This is a genomic window from Dendrosporobacter quercicolus, assembly GCF_900104455.1.
Lineage (GTDB): Bacteria > Bacillota > Negativicutes > DSM-1736 > Dendrosporobacteraceae > Dendrosporobacter > Dendrosporobacter quercicolus.
In genome coordinates, this window is record NZ_FNHB01000001.1 from 588185 (window position 1) to 606564 (window position 18380).

17 protein-coding genes and 1 other annotated feature are annotated in these 18380 nt (G+C 51.0%); all 17 genes read right to left on the minus strand.

The genetic code is table 11. From position 1 onward, the window contains the following. Positions 1-10: 10 nt before the first annotated feature. Positions 11-715, minus strand: coding sequence for a TVP38/TMEM64 family protein (locus BLR06_RS02835; RefSeq protein ID WP_092068071.1), 705 nt, complete (start codon positions 713-715; stop codon positions 11-13). A 78-nt stretch (positions 716-793) separates the two neighbouring features. Then, entirely contained in the window at positions 794-1447 is a 654-nt protein-coding gene (locus BLR06_RS02840; protein WP_092068073.1) for a TraR/DksA C4-type zinc finger protein, read from the minus strand. An 11-nt stretch (positions 1448-1458) separates the two neighbouring features. After that, positions 1459-1986 carry a nitroreductase family protein gene (locus BLR06_RS02845; RefSeq protein WP_092068075.1) on the minus strand — a complete coding sequence of 176 codons (528 nt, stop codon included), beginning with the start codon at positions 1984-1986 and terminating at the stop codon, positions 1459-1461. A 27-nt stretch (positions 1987-2013) separates the two neighbouring features. Then, positions 2014-2310 (minus strand): DUF5665 domain-containing protein, encoded by a 297-nt coding sequence (locus tag BLR06_RS02850; protein ID WP_092068077.1) that lies wholly within the window; start codon positions 2308-2310, stop codon positions 2014-2016. A 212-nt stretch (positions 2311-2522) separates the two neighbouring features. Continuing rightward, on the minus strand, positions 2523-4883 hold the full coding sequence (hypD, locus tag BLR06_RS02855) for a trans-4-hydroxy-L-proline dehydratase (RefSeq protein WP_092068079.1): 2361 nt from the start codon (positions 4881-4883) through the stop codon (positions 2523-2525). Positions 4884-4909: 26 nt separating this feature from the next. Beyond that, entirely contained in the window at positions 4910-5806 is an 897-nt protein-coding gene (locus BLR06_RS02860) for a glycyl-radical enzyme activating protein (RefSeq protein ID WP_092068081.1), read from the minus strand. A 791-nt stretch (positions 5807-6597) separates the two neighbouring features. Then, positions 6598-7560, minus strand: a complete 963-nt coding sequence (locus BLR06_RS02865) for an efflux RND transporter periplasmic adaptor subunit (protein ID WP_245697995.1) — start codon at positions 7558-7560, stop codon at positions 6598-6600. Then, entirely contained in the window at positions 7553-9985 is a 2433-nt protein-coding gene (locus BLR06_RS02870; protein ID WP_092068083.1) for an ABC transporter permease, read from the minus strand. The genes BLR06_RS02865 and BLR06_RS02870 overlap by 8 nt, the downstream gene beginning before the upstream one ends. Then, entirely contained in the window at positions 9978-10739 is a 762-nt protein-coding gene (locus BLR06_RS02875; RefSeq protein ID WP_092068085.1) for an ABC transporter ATP-binding protein, read from the minus strand. Before BLR06_RS02875 ends, BLR06_RS02870 begins: the two co-directional genes overlap by 8 nt. Positions 10740-10772: 33 nt before the next feature. Beyond that, a complete protein-coding gene (locus BLR06_RS02880; protein ID WP_092068087.1) occupies positions 10773-11366 on the minus strand; it encodes a TetR/AcrR family transcriptional regulator in 594 nt (197 codons plus the stop codon). A 263-nt stretch (positions 11367-11629) separates the two neighbouring features. After that, positions 11630-14419: an isoleucine--tRNA ligase gene (ileS, locus tag BLR06_RS02885; protein ID WP_092068089.1), complete on the minus strand. Its 2790-nt coding sequence runs from the start codon at positions 14417-14419 to the stop codon at positions 11630-11632. A gap of 37 nt (positions 14420-14456) precedes the next feature. Then, positions 14457-14694, minus strand: a binding site (T-box leader). A 64-nt stretch (positions 14695-14758) separates the two neighbouring features. Beyond that, positions 14759-15073: a DUF167 domain-containing protein gene (locus BLR06_RS02890; protein WP_245697996.1), complete on the minus strand. Its 315-nt coding sequence runs from the start codon at positions 15071-15073 to the stop codon at positions 14759-14761. Continuing rightward, on the minus strand, positions 15070-15528 hold the full coding sequence (locus BLR06_RS02895; RefSeq protein ID WP_092068091.1) for a DivIVA domain-containing protein: 459 nt from the start codon (positions 15526-15528) through the stop codon (positions 15070-15072). Before BLR06_RS02895 ends, BLR06_RS02890 begins: the two co-directional genes overlap by 4 nt. A gap of 18 nt (positions 15529-15546) precedes the next feature. Then, the gene (locus tag BLR06_RS02900; RefSeq protein WP_092068093.1) at positions 15547-16332 is read right to left on the minus strand and encodes a YlmH family RNA-binding protein; all 786 of its coding nucleotides are present in this window, start codon (positions 16330-16332) and stop codon (positions 15547-15549) included. 1 nt (position 16333) lies between these two features. Further along, positions 16334-17146: a pyrroline-5-carboxylate reductase gene (gene proC / locus BLR06_RS02905; protein ID WP_092068095.1), complete on the minus strand. Its 813-nt coding sequence runs from the start codon at positions 17144-17146 to the stop codon at positions 16334-16336. 15 nt (positions 17147-17161) lie between these two features. Then, a complete protein-coding gene (locus BLR06_RS02910; RefSeq protein ID WP_092068097.1) occupies positions 17162-17599 on the minus strand; it encodes a cell division protein SepF in 438 nt (145 codons plus the stop codon). Between the two features lie 16 nt (positions 17600-17615). Beyond that, complete coding sequence (locus BLR06_RS02915) at positions 17616-18311, minus strand: YggS family pyridoxal phosphate-dependent enzyme (RefSeq protein WP_092068099.1); 696 nt, start codon at positions 18309-18311, stop codon at positions 17616-17618. Positions 18312-18380: the final 69 nt, after the last annotated feature.

Below are 18380 nucleotides of genomic sequence, written 5' to 3' on the forward strand. Positions count from 1 at the left end.
CCGCCTTCTCTCAGGACTGCCCGCCATGCATAAAATAGTTTTCCAGCCGGACCCGGTAATAATAAACCAAAGCGGCAACGCCAAGCAATAACCCGGTGGCGACCAGCATTGCATAGGCATTATTCAGCAGATTTTGTCCCAAAATAGAATATAAAACAATCCCTGGAATCTGTCCTGTTGCTGTAGCTATAACAAACTGACGCACCGGGATAACCGTTAGCCCTGCGCCAAAACTGATCATCTTAAAAGGGATTACCGGAATGATCCGGCTAATGAGAATAGCTACTACGCCATGTTTTTGCAAATAACTGTCAACCAGCCGGAGATAAGTCTTTTTTATTATACGCTCCACCAATGGCCGGCCATACCATCTGGCGATGCAAAAATCCAGCAAAGCGCCGATAAGAGCGCCAATCCAGGAATAAACAGCGCCATAGTGCCAGCCAAATATCCAGGCGTTGGCGACAGTGATCACCAGACCGGGAACAAACGGCACCAGGGACTGCAGGGACATTAATGCAATGCTGGTGAGTGGAGCCCAGGCCCCATAATCAAGGATAAAACCTCTTAGTTCATGAAAATTACACTGTTGAAGAAAACTTATTCCGGTAAGCATAAATTTTCTCGCCCCCGGCAGGAAAAAAAAAGCGGCGGCCAGGACAAGCATCGCCCCTATTTTCATTATAATGCCAATCCTGCTTGCTGGTTGGGACATCGGCGCACCTCCCAACATTGTTTTTTATTACCAAATTATATTTAAGTAAACTGTCATTGGCAAGAAAAAGCCGAGCCATTACCGCTCGGCTTTTTTTGCTTTACGCGAACTGAAAGAATGCGCAGAGGCCGGTATGGCGTCTGTTGTTTCAACAATTCCCTGGTGTTCATGATGATTGGGAAACAGTTCTTTGTAATCGCGAGCGCCGGGGATATCCTGCGGTGAATCGGAGCTGCCATAACGTAAAACGGCCTGCAGCGAATCTTCCCCGTCAAACCCGGCGCTATCGCTCTCATCCAGAAAAGTACGTTTAAACGGCGGTTCCAGATTTTCTTCTTCCAGGAGGCGTTCCAATGAGACCTCATTGCTTTCCAGCGCTTGCTGACAGCGCAGGCACTGTCTGGCCCAGGGGATGGCCTCCAGCCGCTCCAAGGAAATGCTTTTGCCGCAGTTCTCACAACAGCCATAACTCTTATCGTCAATTTTAGCTAGCGCCGCTTTCACATCGGCCAGTAAAATACGTTCATTGTCCCGCAGGGCAATATCCTTGCTGCGTTCAAATAACTCATCGCCGATGTCGGCGGGATGATTATCATAAACCGACAATTCACTTAGGGAGTCAGGCAGGGACTCGCCCAGTCCGCCCTCCTCCAGCCGGACTATTTGCGCTGACAGCCTTTCTTGTTCCTGTGCAAGCCTATATTGAAATTTATGCAGAGTTTCACTATTCAAAAATAATCCTCCTAGTGAATAATTTTAGTTACTTCCGCCACCCGGTAACGTTCTTTGCCATCCCGCCCCTGCTCATTGCTGTAACCTAAACAAATAATTGCCACCGCTCTTAAGCGCGGCGGGGCTTCAACCGCCTGCTGAACCTTTCGTTCATCAAACGCTCCCACCCAGCAGCTGCCAATTTCCAGGGCATCGGCCGCCAATATCATATTTTCGGCGGCGGCGGCCGTATCCTGCAGACAATATAACTGGGCGCCCCGCTCGCCATACTGATCATTGGATTTGGCCGGGTCGGCCATAATGACCACACAAACCGGCGCTGCTTCAATCTGCTCCTGTTCAAAACAAACCTCGGCAATTGCCGCTTTAACCCGCTCATTTTTAACTACATAGAAATACCAGGGCTGCAAATTTCCAGCGCTGGGCGCCCAGCAGGCGGCTTCGATAATTCTGGTCAAATCAGCTTCTGGTATGTCGTCTTGCTTAAACGTACGTACCGCCTGACTTTCCCGCATACACGCAAAGATATCCTTAGTCACTCCAGATCACTCCTTTACATTTTCAAGCTAAAACTTACCATTTTTCATTTCGACAATTTGCACAATATCAGCAATAAAATTGCCAATGCCCGGAATGTTTAATACAATCATACGGCGCAAAAGATCAACGAGTACAGCGAAGATTAACGTGGCTCCAATCGCTATTCCCAGGCCGCGGGCCAGGCCGGCTACAAAATTGATGAAAATCAACCGCGCCGGCCGCTGCAGTAAATCAACATACTCGGCAATCCGCATTGCTTCCAGATGATTGGCCAGCCGCTGGGCCTGACTTGCAATAAAATCATCTTTTGTCGGTTTTTCCATTGCCATTCCTCCATTTGCTATTATCTCCACTATACCAAAAATAAACCGGCTGTGGACAAATTATGATGCAGCCTTTCATAAGCTGAAAACTGGCGCTTCAAACTGGCCTGCAAATCAAAAGAGCAGGGATCTTAGCTCTGGCAGAGACGCGCAAAAAGGCGTGTCGCCTGGTGCATTTTAACCAAAACACTTTGCGGCACGCCTGATTGGGTTTAGCTAAATGATTGTTCCGTACGTTCAATGATTTCATCCTGGAGTTCTTTGCTGAGATTGTGAAAATGATCGCTGTAGCCGGCAACCCGGACAATCAGGTCTTTATACTCTGCGGGATACTGCTGCGCCGCCAGCAAAGTCTGGCGGTCAATGACGTTAAATTGAATGTGGTGCCCGTCAAGGCTAAAATAGGAACGAATCAACGAAACCATGTTTTCCAGGCCGCGGTCACCGGCTACCACCGCAGGCGTAAATTTCTGATTCAGCAGCGTACCGCCGGTTTGCAAATGATCCATTTTAGCAGCTGATTTAATTACGGCAGTCGGTCCGAGGCGATCGGCTCCTTTATCCGGTGAAATCCCCTCCGATACAGGCTTTTGGGCTAAACGCCCGTTAGGAGTGGCGCCGAGCACCGAGCCAAAATATACATGGCAGGTCGTAGGCAGCATATCAATGCGGTATTGTCCGCCTCTGGCATTAGGCCGGCCGGTGACGGCATCGTAAAAGGCCTGAAAAGCGATCTTCATTGTTCCATCGGCATAATCGTCGTCATTGCCGTATCTAGGTGAATTTTCCCGAACCAAATGGTGGAGCCTGTCATACCCGGTAAAGTTTGCATCCAGCGCCGCGAGAAGCTCAGTCATCGTAAAACTCTTTTTTCCGTAAATATGATATTTGATGGCCGCCAGACTGTCGGTTAAAGTACCAATACCCACACCCTGAATATAACTGGTGTTGTAGCGGGCACCGCCGGCATTGTAATCACGGCCGTTCGCGATACAATCATCAATGACCAGCGACAGGAACGGCACCGGCATATGGGTGGCGTACAGGCGTTCAATGACATGATTGCCTTTAATTTTGACATTGACAAAATAATCAAGCTGCTGTCGGTAAGCAGTAAAAAAATCCTGAAAAGTCTCAAATGCAGCTGCCTCCCCGGTCTGTGGCCCCAGCTGCCGCCCGCTGACTTTATCATAGCCATTCGCTAAAGTCAAGGCCAGAATTTTCGGCAGGTTAAGATACCCTGTCAAAATATAGGCTTCATGACCAAACGCTCCGGTTTCCACACAACCGCTGGCTCCGCCCTGCCGGGCGTCAGCCAGGCTTTTGCCGGCATTCAGCAGTTCCTGAATAATGGATTCGGTATTGTAAAAAGCCGGCTGTCCCCAGCCTTTGCGGGAAATCTCGCAGGCTTTTTTAATAAACGCCTGCGGGGTCTTTTTGCTGATTTGGACATTGGAGCTGGGCTGCAATAATTTCAACTCATCCATCGTTTCCAGAATTAAGTACGATACCTCATTTACGCCGTTCATCCCTTCCGGATGAATGCCGCCGGTATTAATATTGACAAAGTCGGTGTAAGTGCCGCTTTCCTTTAACGTAATGCCGACTTTCGGCGGAGCCGGCTGATTATTAAACTTAATCCAGAAGCATTGCAATAATTCTTTCGCCTGATCACGGCTAAGAACTCCGCGCTCAATATCCTGTCGGTAAAATGGGTAGATATGCTGATCCAGACGGCCGGGGCTGAAGGCATCCCAGGGGTTGATCTCGGTGGTTACACCAATATGGACAAACCAATACATCTGCAATGCCTGGTGAAAGGTTTGCGGAGCGTGGCCCGGCACTACATCGCAATTGTCCGCAATCAGCAGCAGTTCGGCCCGGCGTCCCGCATCCTTTTGTTCAGCGGCCAGACTGCGGGCATACCGGGCATACCGCTTGCCGTAAGCAATCACCGCATCACAACAAATGCTCATGGCCTCCAATTCGACCTTTTTCTCATAAGCCTGGGCATCACTAAAAAAATCCAGACCGTCAATGGCCGCTTGAATCTCGGTCTTGATTTCCAAAAATCCTTTTTGATACATTTTACCGCCGCCTACCGTATGGCCCGGTCCCCGCTGCTCCATAAACTCAGTGAATATCCCGCTTTCGTAACAAGCTTTCCATTCATCAGTCATCTGATCAAAAATCTTTTTGCGCATTGAGCGCTCCTGCCAATAAGGAATGATCTGCTCTGCCTGAATCTGACGGGCGGCTTCGGGAACCCGGAAGAAAATTTTCTCCCGTTGATCCATGACAGTCAGGTCCGTCATGGTATGGCAGCATAGCTCGGGAAACGAGGGGGCCCATTGCGGTTGTTCCCCTTTTTCACCGACGATAAGTTCGCCCTCTCCCAGCCAGAGATGTTTGTTTTCCAGGATATGCTTGAAAACCAGAGCCCGTAAAATTGGAGTCTCAACAGTTCCCGCATATTGACGATATGCCTCGGTCAGCAACGCAGCCCGTTCAATGGACAAATGCGGTGTTGCCTGTAAGCTTTCGTTTCTCAGTTTTTCAATCCGTTCATTCATTTATCACCACTCCTTTTTTCTCCTCTTTAGCCGCCGATGCCAACGTCAAAAGCGGCTGACGAAAAGCACCGCTTGATTTCATTGAGACGTTCCGGGTCCGGTGCCGACAAAGCCGGACAGGACCAGCCCAGCCGCTGATATTTGTCATTCCCGGTACGGTGATACGGCAACAGGCTTACCTGAGTAATATGTAAAGTCCGGGCAAAGGCAATAACCGCCTGAATATGTGGATCATCGTCATTCACCCCGGCAACGAGCGGTAGCCGCAAATGAATCTTAGCGCCTGCCGCCGACAGACGGCGCAGATTAGCAAGAATGAGCGCATTGTCCTGACCGGTATACTGCTGATGAACAGCCGGATCAAGGTGCTTAAGATCATACAAAAACAAGTCGGTAATGCCCAGCAGACGTTCGAAAGAGCTAAAGGGAACATGCCCGCAAGTGTCAATGGTTACATGAATGTCCCGAAAATGGCAAGCCCGGGCCAGTTCTTCCAGTACTTCAATCTGACAGCACGGCTCACCGCCGGAAAAAGTTACGCCGCCGCCGGACTGCTCATAAAAAACAGTATCTTTCTCAATCTCCGCCAACAGCCCGGCAACGTCGGCAAACCGCCCGGCAATATTCCGCGCACCGGTAAAGCACGCATCAATGCACGCACCGCAGGCGCTGCATTGCGACAGATCGGTGGTTCCTGAACTGCCGGTTATCGCCTGCGTCGGGCAAACCTGGACACAATGCCTGCAGCCGGTACAGGCGGCGCTGTCATACAGCAATTGGCGGTCAAACTTCTGGCTTTCCGGATTATGACACCACAGGCACCGCAACGGACAGCCTTTAAAAAAAACAGTTGTACGGATGCCGGGCCCGTCGTGAACGGAAAATTTTTGTAGATGAAAAATATGCGCCATTGCTGCGCTCATCAGCTTCCCCTCCTTAACTTGCAGGTAAAAAAGTCTGGCAGCAGCCGGCCGGCAGCGGCGATGCTTGTAGCCTTATTGTTGTTATTGTTTTGCTAATATCATACCACAAAACCTAAACGCAGTCCTTCTGAGCTGGCCTTGGTCTCCCCCCAGCCCGTACCTTTGGTGAAACCACCCTGCTCTGGAGCCGACAGCTGGCTTGGTTATACGCAAAGGGACCATGTTTTCACACAGTCCCTTTGTACAGACAAACGTCAAACTGGGGAGACAACTTCTCCATTCGACGCTGAAGGAGAAGTTGTCACGCCTAAATGGCGGACATATTTTTTACGCTTAACAACCAACTGCGGCGCAACGTTTACTTAAGGTGTCATGTACACGATGTTTCAGCCGTATCGCTGAAATCCCAGTAACGCTCGTATACCGCGCTTTATCGGCAACGATGTCGCCGGTCGTGTCCAGCGAATGGCCCATGACTTGGACACGGAAGTTCTCATTTGGTCAACTTTTTATCAAGAACCTTACGACCTTCTGATTACTCTTTCAATTTGACGGATCAATAATCCTGCTTTTCATATTTCTATGGGGATTTTTTTTGTTATGATCGCTCTATATTCCCCGACATCAGCAGTTTTCCCTTCTACCCGCTTTCGCAGAAAACATGTCAAGGGCATGTCAAGGGGACGCATGTCAAGGGGACGGGGTTGTCGACACACTACATCCCCTTTGACAGGGTGCAGTGTGTCAATAACCCCGTCCCCTTGACACGCCTTGCTGTGCAAGCTGGGGGATTAGCGCGGTTTAGTGTCGGCTACACCGAAGGGCGCAATGGCAAGCTGCGCCGTCATATTCCAGCGTATTCGCTCGTCCCAATGTTCAGGCGCAACGGTAACGGTATAAGTGATATCGCCGCGTTTTTTTTCACCGTATGGTCTGATGCTTTTTACCTTGCCCGAAATTTCCAGGTCGGGAATGCCGTCAAATGTCAACGCAACCGGATCGCCTGTTTTTACTCTGGCGACAGTTAGCTCAGTCAGGTCATCACTGCGGATTTCCCAGGCGCTTTCGTCGGCGATGCGTACCAATACGGTACCGGCAGAGGAATGCTCCCCGACTTTGATATCAAGAAAAGCTATTTTGCCGCTTATGGCTGCTTTTATTTCCGTTTTATCAAGCAGCCCCTCAGCCTCGGCAAGCCGGGCTTCCTGTGTTTGCAACTCGGCCTGGGACTGGGTCAGAACCGCCCGGTTTCTGTCCACTGCAGTGTTAGCTTGATCAACCTGCTGCCGGGAGGTAGCCCCGGCAGTTTCCAGGCGTTGCTGCCGCCTAAGTTCCCGTTCGGTATCGGCCAGGTTGACCCTGGCTTGCTCTACTGCGGCGGCAGCGCGGCTGATATCGGCGCGGGTACTGCCAACCCGCGCCTGATAATCCTGCCGGATCAGCCGGATGATTGGCTGGCCGGCTTCCACCAGATCTCCTTCCTCTACCAATACCTCACCGATCGTGCCTTCGACAGGCATAACCATTTGCGCATAGCGGACAGGAAAAACAATTCCCTCAGCCAGCACCCGGGTATCGGCTTTTACCGGAGGGATCTCCGCCTTATCTCCCTGCCCCCCGGACGCGAGCCACCAACCGCCAGTGCATAGGATGATCAGAATACTCAAGGTCAATAACCAATGTCGCTTAAGCCAGAGCAGGCCTGTTCTCAACCGTTCTGTCTCCATTCTATCTACTCCGTTCCCTTTATTCATAGCCTAATACCTCCCGCACACTAAGTTTGGCCGCATTGCGGGCCGGAATCAGGCTGGCCGCTACCGAAAGCAAGGCCGAAAGCAGCAGCCAGATTCCAACTCCCAAAAAGCTGAACGAAAATGTCAGCGGATTTTGCAGAAACATGACGCCGACCTGATAACTGAGCAAAGCAGCTGCCGGCAAGGCTAGCAGTACACCTAACAGCCAGCTTAAGACACCGATGCATATTGCTTCCACAACAATAATTCTGCCAATCGCGCTGCTGGATGCGCCAATGGCCCGCATAATGCCAATTTCCCTGGTCCGCTCCAGTACATTAATGCCCATGGTGCCCATCAGTCCTAAAGCGCCCACGATTGCCAACAGGATGGCCATAATCAGCAAAAATACCGTCAGTATATCAAACTGGGAACGGATACGCTGCTTCTGTTCCCAGGTAACATCAACATTTTGCACCCGCAAATTGTTCTTTTTCAGGTGCTCTTCCAGCTTTCTGCCCAACTCGGTTTGTTCCCGGGGATTGTCCGACCGGGCTGCAATCTGGACGGATCTGGCCCCGCCGGCCTCCTGGATGGCGCCGGTAAACCAGGGATATGGCGCAAATACCAGCGGTCCGGTCAGTGTGCTTTTGGCAATGCCAACCACAGTAAACTTCAGTTTGCGGGTGCCTATCTTGATGACTGCAGGACTGCCGACCGTAAGCTGGGGACTGTCCTTTAAAACCTCCGTATTAACGACAAGAGCGCTTTCATCCTCCGGCACCAGCCAGCGTCCCGCAATCATTTTGGGCTGAATCATCTTTGTTCCGACCGGCGGCGCCAGAATAAACACGTTTTTACTGGCGTCATCCTCCGCTTCTTTGCGTTCGCTCTGTAGTATCCGGCCGGAAGTGAAGCCCCAGGATTCAGCTGCTTTAACACCGGGAACACGAAGAACCTCATGCTCGATCCGGGCCGCCCGGTAGTTTTCGGTAAATCCCACCGAAATGTCGTATTGAAAATAATCAAGAGCGTCATCCAGAGTAGAGTAGAGGGACGCGCGAACGCTGAATACCGCCATGAATACGGTCCCGGCCACAGTCATTGTTAGCAAGGTAAGAGCCAGTCGCCATTTTCGGCGAAAGGTATTCCTTAAGGAAAGCAAAATAGGCCGGGACAGGCACTCTGCCTTTTCCAGCAGTCGGTCGACCCAGCGGTCCAGGCGGCCTTTGCTGTCCGTACTGCCAATACCGTAATCGCTGATTGCCTCCCGGACCGTAATGCCGGTCCCCCGCCACACCGGCCAAATGGCGGCCAAAACCGGTACTGCCACTGCGGCGGCGGCTTCCAGCATAAGCACTTTGGACGGCAGTTCCAACCCGCCGGAATCAAAGTTAAAAACCTGGGCCATAAAACCGGTTACCGCACTGGCCGCCAGCGCTCCCAGCGGAGCGGCAACCAGCAGCGCCAGTATGCCGTAAGCGCCAACCAAAGTCAGATACATTCTTAGAATTTGGTCCCGCCTGGCACCGATGGCCTTCATGATTCCGACCTGCCGGACCTGCTGCGTCAAAATAGCCGATACCGTATTCACCAGCAAAAAGGTGCCTAATAATAGCGACAATACTCCCAGCACGGTCAGCAGCATAACCAAGGCATTAATGATGCTCTGCATCTGATGCTCGCCCGGTTTGTTGACCTGCAGCCAGAACACCGTGGTGTCGCCTTGTTCCAGCTTGCTCCAGGCCCGCCGGCCAACGGCCTCAATCGGCGCCGTTTCCTTGCCCTTAAGCACCCAGGACGCAACAACAAAGTTCACCTGGTCCAGCCGGCGTTCTTCGTCCAGCTTTTCCAGGGTGTCCATATTGATATAACCGTAAGAGCGGCCGCTGAACATACTGGGGATCTGACTGGGATCATACACCGTGCCGGTAACTTTCAGCGTACGCTTGCGGCCGGTTGAGGTTTCCACCTGAATGCTGCCGCCTGTAGCTGCGCCAAGTTCGGCCAGCGAAGAACGTTCCAGCAAAACATCACCATCCCCCGGCGGCCAGGCCCCCGTCTGACTTTTAACGATATTGACCTTTTGTTTGGCATAATCAGGAATGGCGGTCAGAAACATCTGCCCCCATTCCCCGGCGGCAGTTTGCACCCGCAGGTCGACATTGCGGCGGCCTTCAGCCTCTTTCACGCCGCGCAGGCTGCGAACACTTTCAACCAGCTCCTCGTCAAAGGGATCCGCATACAGACTGGCGCTGGCCGGAGCCGCCGAACGCCAGCTTGCATCCAGATCCCGTTCAAACATCAGATAAGCGCTGTAAACCATGCCGACCGCAAACACGCCCACCGTGATTGACAACACCACCAGCAGGGTCCGTAGCTTATTGCCCCACAAGTCGGCCAGCACTTTGCGCCACCGCGGCCTAATAAGCGTATAACTAAACACTGCCGTCACGCTCCGTATTCCCGGCCGATAATATCTGACCGTCGTAAACGGTAACAATTCGGCCGCTGCGGCGGGCCAAATCATTATCATGAGTCACCATGAGGATAGTTTTGCCGTCGGCGGCCAATTGTTTAAAAAAATCAATAACGGCGGTGGCTGTGCGACTATCCAGATTGCCTGTCGGCTCATCGGCTACCAAAAGCGGCGGGTCATTCGCCAAGGACCTTGCAATAGCCACCCGCTGCTGCTGACCCCCGGACAAATTGGCCGGCAACTTGTGCGCCTGTTCCCGCACGCCCACCAGGTCCAGCAGTTTCAGTGCTCTTGCCGGCCTTTCGGTCTGGGCGTACATGCTGCAAAAATCCATGGGCAGCATAACATTTTCCAGTACAGTCAGCGTAGGCAGTAGTTGGAAAAATTGAAATACCACCCCTACCGTTCGTCCCCGCCAGACGGCAATTTGGTTTTCCGTCAGGGTATGTACCGGCATGCCTGCCACCCAGACCTCACCGCCGGTAGGCCGGTCAATACCGGTGATCATATTGATTAACGTCGACTTGCCGCTGCCGGATTTGCCCACAACGGCGACAAACTCGCCCGCAACCACCGACATATTGACGCCTTTTAATGCCTCAAATTCACCGGCGCCGGTAAGATAGGTCTTACGTACCTCTGTCATTTCAACCGCCGCAGCTCCGGCCCGGGGCTGCGGCAAATTAGCATCCATTAACCCTGACAGCCATTTTGCAAGCATAATATCCTCCGTTTTCATTTCGCCTGGAACTTTTCAGGCGTGACTAAGCAGTGCAGTAATAAAGGTATCCTCCAGGTCTTTTGCCACACCTTCAGCAGTCAGTTGCCGGCTGATCAACAGATAGGGCGCGGCTCCATCCAAAGCTGCAAAGAGGGCTGTGGCCTGACTGCGCGGCCGGTGCTCCCGGAACTGGCCTTGGCTTATCCCCCTGGCGAATAGCCGTTCATAAAAGGAAATCATATCGCTGCTGTATGTATTGATGAGCGGCCACATATCGGCACAAGTCAGAATCTTGGACAAGGACAATAAAATATACGTCATTTCCCGGGGATGACTTGCCCAGTATTGCAGATAAACAGCGATAAAATAGCGTAAGCCTTCCACTGGACACGACATGGTTTCGGCTTTATGGATAAAGCCCAGTATCGGCTCAAAGTATTTGCCGTTGGCGGCCAGTAAAATTTCATCCTTGCTTTTGTAGTGATAATATAGTCCGCCTTTTGTCAGGCCCGCGCGGTCGGCAATTGCCTGCATGGAAGCTCCCTCGTACCCTTTTACCAAAAATTCGGTAACCGCCGCTTCTAGAATCTCTGCCATCCGTTGTGTCTTGGGAAGTTTTTTAGTCAATTATTACACTCCGTTTCTTACCTGTCAGAATCAATAGATTCCTACCGTCGGTATTTTATTATAAAATATACCAGGTATAACGTCAACAAATATTTGAATGATGATCTGTTACCGGGGACTGTCTTTTGTTTTGACGCAAACAAATGGGGGCTGTCTCGAAAATTGAGGCAGCCCCTGACTGGTAAAAGCTATGCGGTTGACAGATATTCTCAGAAAGTCTTAGACGAAGTCCAATCACGCCTTATTGGCGGCCATATATGTTTCTAAAGCTTTGCAACTACCGCCGCGCAGCGTTCACATAAGGTATCATGTTCACGTTGCACGCCAACCGTATTGCTGAAAGTCCAGCAACGCTCGCATTTTCCGCCTGTGGCCGGAGCAACGGTTACCGCCAGTTCCAGTTCTTCGGCTTGATAGGCTTTACCGGGAGCTGCGGCAACACCTTTAATGATATTGGCCTGGGAAACGATTAAGATGGTAGATAATTCTTGCCGGATCAAATCCAGCAAAGCGTATTCCGATTCACCGGCATAGATATCAATTGTCGCATCCAGCGAATGGCCGATGACCTTATTCCGTCTGGCCGCTTCCAGCGCTTTGGTAATTTCGCCGCGCATTGCCAGGATTTTATTCCACTTGGCCTCAAGGCCGGTATCCAGATACTCGGTATGAGCAGCCGGCCACTCGGCTAATTGTACGCTTTCCGGCATGCCTGCTTCTTTTGGCATGTACTGCCAGACCTCTTCAGCCGAAAAGGTCAATACCGGAGCAACCAGTGTTACCAAGGTTTTCAGAATTTCATACATGACCGTTTGAGCAGCCCGGCGTTCGACTGAATCCGGCAAGGAGGTATAGACCCTGTCTTTCAAAATATCAAGATAAATTGCGCTTAGATCAATTGCGCAGAAATTGTGAATGGTATGGTACAGCAAATGAAACTCATAACTTTCATAGGCTTTACTCACCCGTTCCCGTACTTGTTCCAGCCGCAACAGGGCCCAACGGTCAATTTCCGGCAGATCCGCGTAAGCGACCTTGTCCTTTTGCGGCTGAAAATCATGGATGTTGCCTAAAATATAGCGAAAGGTATTGCGGATTTTCCGGTAGACCTCAGACATTTGTTTGAGAATATCATTGGAAATACGGATATCAGCCTGATAATCGGCGGAGGCCACCCACAAGCGCAGGATATCCGCGCCATATTTTTTGATGACATCCGGCGGTAAGATCACATTGCCAATTGATTTTGACATCTTCCGGCCGTCGCCATCCACAACGAAACCGTGGGTTAAAACTGCCTCGTACGGCGCTCTGCCTTTCGTTGCAACTGAAGTTAACAGCGACGACTGGAACCAGCCGCGGTGCTGATCACTGCCTTCCAGGTATAGGTCAGCCGGCCAGTTAAGCTCCTCGCGCTGCTCAAGGACTGAAGCATGGCTGGAGCCGCTGTCAAACCATACATCCATAATGTCGCTTTCTTTGCGGAATTCTTTTTGCCCGCAATGCGGACAAGTAAAGTCAGGCGGCAGAATTTCGGCTGCGCTTTTCGCCCACCAGATATCTGAACCGTATTGTTTAAATAACTCCTGGACAATACCGATGGTAGTGTCATTAATGATATGCTCGTTGCAGCTTGTGCAGTAAAAAATCGGAATAGGCACTCCCCATACCCGTTGACGGGAAATGCACCAGTCATGACGATCGGCAACCATATTGCGGATACGGTCTTCACCCCAGCCCGGAATCCAGCGGGTATCGGCGATTGCCCGCAAAGCCTCCTGCCTGAATCCGTCGATGGATGCAAACCACTGCTCGGTCGCCCGGTAAATAACCGGACTTTTGCAGCGCCAGCAGTGCGCATACTGATGCCTGATTGAACTTTTGCCTAACAGCATGGACCGCTCAGCTAATTCCTTAATGATCGGCACATTGGCGTCGTGAACAGTTAGTCCGGCAAACTTCCCGCCTTCCTTGGTAAATTTACCGGCGCCGTCTACCGGACTGATGATGGGCAGCCCATTCCTCATCCCGGTTTCAAAGTCTTCCTCCCCGTGTCCCGGTGCAGTGTGTACGCAGCCGGTACCTTGTTCCAAAGTGACATAATCGGCTAAAACAAGCACCGACTCGCGTTCGATAAACGGATGTGCAAAAACCATTCCCGCCAGTTCAGTTCCTTTGGCAGTTGCCAGCACATTTACGTTTTCCAGGCCATTTTCCTTGACAACCGCTGCAATCAGGCCCTCGGCCAGGAGATAGACCTCACCATTGGCCTCCACCCAGGCATAGTTCAGGTCCGGATGGATGGCAATGGCAACATTGGCCGGCAACGTCCAGGGAGTGGTTGTCCAGATAACGGCAAAAACATTGTCCGGACTGATTCCCTCCGGTAAACAGCCTTTATCATCAATCAAAGGAAATTTAACAAAAATGGTATGAGACTTCTTTTCGGCGTATTCAATTTCGGCCTCAGCCAGCGCTGTTTCACAGGAGGTGCACCAATAAACGGTCTTTAACCCTTTATAAATATAGCCTTTTTTGGCCATTTCACCAAATACGCCGATTTGCTGGGCTTCATAGTCCGGAGTTAAAGTAATGTAGGGATGTTCCCAATCGCCGTTAACACCCAGCCGCTTAAAATCCTCACGCTGCATATCCAGGCATTTTAAGGCGTATTGCTTGCACTCGCGCCGCAAGTCCAGCGGATCCAGCTCATGCCGGTTAAGTCCCAGAATTTTTATTGCGGCATGCTCGATCGGCAAGCCGTGGGTATCCCACCCCGGAACATAGGGAGCATCATAGCCTGTCAACGATTTATATTTTACAATAATATCTTTCAGAATTTTATTTAAAGCTGTCCCTAAATGAATATTGCCATTGGCATAGGGAGGACCATCATGTAAAATAAATTTTTTCCGGCCCTTGTTACGAGCCGCTCTCTGCGCATAAATTTGGTTATTCCGCCAAAATTCAAGTATTTGCGGCTCCCGCTCCGGTAGATTTCCGCGCATTGGAAAATCAGTATTTGGCAGATTCAGCGTCTTACTATAATCCAAAATAACACCTCCAAAAATAAAAATAACCATCCTATCCCAAAGGGACGAGAGGTTATTTCCCGTGGTACCACCCTAATGACCATCAGGTCACTTCATTGACAATTAACGCTTGTCAAACGGCTGGATCTACACCAGACACTGCGTCTGTCCTGACACGGTACCAGTTCGGCCAGCAGTTCAGAAGTGATTTTCGTCAAGTTATTTGACTAGGCTCACACCGCCCCCTAGCTCGCTGACAAAATTGCTATGACTACTTTCTTCATCATTACCAATCACCTATAATCATTACTTAAACGTATTATACAAAATTAGCCCTGCTTAGTCAAATTGCAACTAATCTTAACCGTCAGCTATGGCTTGCAGCTTTGCCAGTACGGCAGCTTGATCAAGTCCGCAGAGTTTAATCGTCTTATTACGGCTTTTATGTCCGGCAAGTATACTGACGCCGTTTTTGGGCATGGCAAACAGCTTGGCGAAAAAGTCAATACAGGCCTGGTTGGCCTCGCCGTCAACAGGCGGCGACGTCAGTACCACCTTAAGCCGGTCGGCATACATTCCGGCAATTTTATTACGGCTGGCCCGCGGCTGCACCCGGACTTTCATTGATACGCCGTCCGGGAGCTGTTGAATCGCCAGTCCGGTCGTAACCATCATTCGTGCTCATCATCTTCTTCCGACGATTTCAACATCTCCAGCTGGGCTTGCACCAGCGTCCTCATCCTGGTCCGGTAGATCTGCACCTGCTTTTGCAGTTCTTCATACTCGGCAGTCATGCGGCGAACTTTGCCCGCCGCTTCATCGACCAGTCTTTGGGCATTGACCTCAGCTTCTTTAATCATGAGTTCAGTTTCTTTTTTGGCGTTAAATTTTACATCCTCAGCGGTTTCCTGAGCGATCACCAGCGTATTGTGCAAGGTATTTTCGATATGCTGGAAATGCTCAAGTTTGCTGTTGAGCCGGTCAATGGTTTCTTTTAAATCCCCATTTTCCCGGTATAATTGCTCATAATCTTTTACCACCAGATCTAAAAATTCGTCGACATCATCCTCGTTATACCCGCGAAAACCTCGTTTGAATTCTTTATTATGAATATCTAAAGGCGTAAGCATACCGGCACCCTTTCTCGGTTAAATAAACCGCTTTAATAAAATACTCGTCCGGCCTTTTTTCGTCTGGCCGAAGATCTCGCATAGTTCAACCCGGCCCCGGCCGCGCATGGAAATAACATCGCCCTGCTTAACCGCTTGCGAGCTGCTCCTGGCCTGCTGCCAGTTGACTTTAACCTTTTCTGCGGCAATTTCGTCAGCCATTCTGCTGCGGGACACGCCAAAGCCGGCGGCGGCAATGACATCCAGACGCAGTGAAGCCACTGTCGTTTTCAGTTCTTTCAGCTTCTCTTCCCGCGGCGCAATTTCCGTTAGGGGTATTGGAACCGCCGTAACAGCCGCTGCTCCAATTTGCGTCATATTTTTTGCCATATATTCAACGATGGCGGCATCCGCTACAAGCTGCGCACGATCACCAAGCATTATGATATCGCCAAGCAGCTCCCGCTTGAGCCCTAAGCCCAGCGCCGCCCCCAGCACGTCCCGGTGAGACAGATGATAATAGCGCGCGTCCCAGGCAAGCGAAAGCGCGGCCAACATAAAATCCGTTGTTCCCCGGAAGTCACGGTGGACAAAAGCGATCCTTTGCCGCTCAGCGCCGGCATAGCCGCCGCTGGCCTGCAGTTCTATCTGGTCATAGTGAGCGGCTACAGTCTCGGCAATGGTATAGCCATAGGGATCAACAAACTCCACAACCTTATTTTTACGACTGCGCATTACCCCGTCAGCCGCATCCAGCAGCCTGGCTGCAGTATGCTCATCGCCGCTGGACCGGTAATAACGCAGTATTTTGTCCCGGTCACTCATCTTATTTTTTCCCCATCTCCTGCGACCGTTTCGTCGCTGCCTTTACCGCATCAATTAACGCGGCCCGCAGCCCGTTCTGCTCTAAAACGTGAATTCCGGTAATCGCCGTACCGCCGGGCGAGGTTACCATATCCCGCAATTTTGCAGGATGTTCTCCGGTTTCCAGCACCATTTTCGCGGCTCCCAGCAGTGTCTGAGCCGCCAGTACCAGTGCGGTTTGGCGCGACAAACCGACACTTACCCCGGCGTCGGCTAAAGCGTCAATCATAACGAAGCCATAAGCAGGACCGCTGCCCGACAGACCGGTCACGGCATCCATTAGTTCTTCTCCCACAGTTACTGCGGTACCGGCCGAGGAGAAAATCCGGGAAATCAAATCACTGTCCTGTTTTGTGGCCAGCTTGCCCAAAGCCAAAGCCGACATGCCGGCGCCAACGGCAATCGGGGTGTTCGGCATAACCCGGATAACGGCGCACCCGGGAAATTTGGCCTGCAATGCGGCTAAGGTCAGCCCCGCCACAATAGAAACAACAATGGTTGTTGTGGCTACCTGCCCACTCAATTGCTCCATTACCGCTTTAACCACCTGCGGTTTTACCGCAAGAAAAAGAATATCCGTATTCTTTGCCGCCGCATGAATCTCCCCGGTGGTTGAAACTGCATAAGCCTGCGCTAAATAATCGCGTCTTTCGGCAATAATATCACTTACTATAATTTGCTGAGGCTGAATCAGCCCCGTATTGATCATTCCGCGAAGCAGGGCCTCAGCCATGGCCCCGCCGCCAATAAAGCCAATTTTCTTTTCTTGCAACATGATTCCTCCTGCTGTCTACTTTTGCGCCCAGGGCATAAAAGCTTTATCCATGCCTTCCTCCTGTGAACTATAAGAAACGTCAACATTGGTCGGCGCACACAGAAAAATATGATTGCCGACCTTCTGAATTGAACCGCTCAGAGCATAAGCCGTGCCGCTAATGAAATCAATCATCCGTTTGGCAACTTCTTTGTCGGTGTTTTCAAAGTTAACAACAACAGGCTTACGGTTTTTCAAATGATCAGCCACATGCTGGGCGTCATCGAACGAAAACGGCTCAACCACCATTACCTTAATTTGTTTTGAGGCAACCGCTGTCGGCAGATTGACCAGATTATTTGCTTTGCGGCTTTTGGGCTCAGGCGCTTCATCAGGCTTAACCTGTTGTCCCGCTTCGGGTTCAACCTGCTCGAACAGACCTAAACTGCCCCATACTTTTTCCATGAATTTCATTGCTGTTTCCTCCCTGTTAATATTGACGCGCCCCAAATATGCCAGTACCAACCCGCACCATATTGGCGCCTTCTTCCACTGCTGTTATATAATCGCCGGTCATCCCCATGGACAACCATTTCATATCGGTATGATCAAGCCTGATTGCCGCCAGTTCCATAAACAAACGGTATAAATTACGAAAAACCGGCCTAACCAGTTCAGGGTCTGCAACCTGCGGCGCTATGGTCATCAACCCGCAAAGCCGAACATGCTCTAGTGAACTGATATCCTGAGCCAATGCCAGGGTATCCTCCGGTGCGATCCCAAATTTGCCGGGTTCACCGGCGGCATTAACCTGAATAAGAATATCCTGGCATTTACCCAGCTTGCCGGCGACCCGGCTGATCTCCAAAGCCACCCGCCGGCTGTCAACAGAATGGATCAGGTCGGCAAACGGCACGATTTGCCGCACCTTATTGGTCTGAAGGTGACCAATAAGGTGCCATTCAACAGTACGCTTCAATTCCGGCAGCTTGCCCAAAACCTCCTGCACCCGGTTTTCCCCCACAGCGGTTATTCCATGATCAATCGCCTGGCGCATTTCATCAATTCCCTGGTTTTTCGTTACCGCGATCAGCTTGAATTCATCACCGGCAGGCCGGACAGCAGCGCGGTTCATTGCCAAATCAATATTTCGCCTGACTTCGGTTAAATTTTGTGCGATACCCATAGTAAAACCCTCCATGATATGGATAATATTCGCGAATAAACATAATTTTCCTCTAATAGCTTATCCTTA

Coding starts and splice junctions, on each gene's coding strand:
- BLR06_RS02835 (WP_092068071.1), bottom strand. CDS start 715: ATGTCCCAACCAGCAAGCAGGATTGGCATTATAATGAAAATAGGGGCG.
- BLR06_RS02850 (WP_092068077.1), bottom strand. CDS start 2,310: ATGGAAAAACCGACAAAAGATGATTTTATTGCAAGTCAGGCCCAGCGG.
- hypD (WP_092068079.1), bottom strand. CDS start 4,883: ATGAATGAACGGATTGAAAAACTGAGAAACGAAAGCTTACAGGCAACA.
- BLR06_RS02860 (WP_092068081.1), bottom strand. CDS start 5,806: ATGAGCGCAGCAATGGCGCATATTTTTCATCTACAAAAATTTTCCGTT.
- BLR06_RS02865 (WP_245697995.1), bottom strand. CDS start 7,560: ATGAATAAAGGGAACGGAGTAGATAGAATGGAGACAGAACGGTTGAGA.
- BLR06_RS02875 (WP_092068085.1), bottom strand. CDS start 10,739: ATGCTTGCAAAATGGCTGTCAGGGTTAATGGATGCTAATTTGCCGCAG.
- BLR06_RS02890 (WP_245697996.1), bottom strand. CDS start 15,073: ATGATGGTTACGACCGGACTGGCGATTCAACAGCTCCCGGACGGCGTA.
- BLR06_RS02895 (WP_092068091.1), bottom strand. CDS start 15,528: ATGCTTACGCCTTTAGATATTCATAATAAAGAATTCAAACGAGGTTTT.
- BLR06_RS02900 (WP_092068093.1), bottom strand. CDS start 16,332: ATGAGTGACCGGGACAAAATACTGCGTTATTACCGGTCCAGCGGCGAT.
- proC (WP_092068095.1), bottom strand. CDS start 17,146: ATGTTGCAAGAAAAGAAAATTGGCTTTATTGGCGGCGGGGCCATGGCT.
- BLR06_RS02910 (WP_092068097.1), bottom strand. CDS start 17,599: ATGAAATTCATGGAAAAAGTATGGGGCAGTTTAGGTCTGTTCGAGCAG.
- BLR06_RS02915 (WP_092068099.1), bottom strand. CDS start 18,311: ATGGGTATCGCACAAAATTTAACCGAAGTCAGGCGAAATATTGATTTG.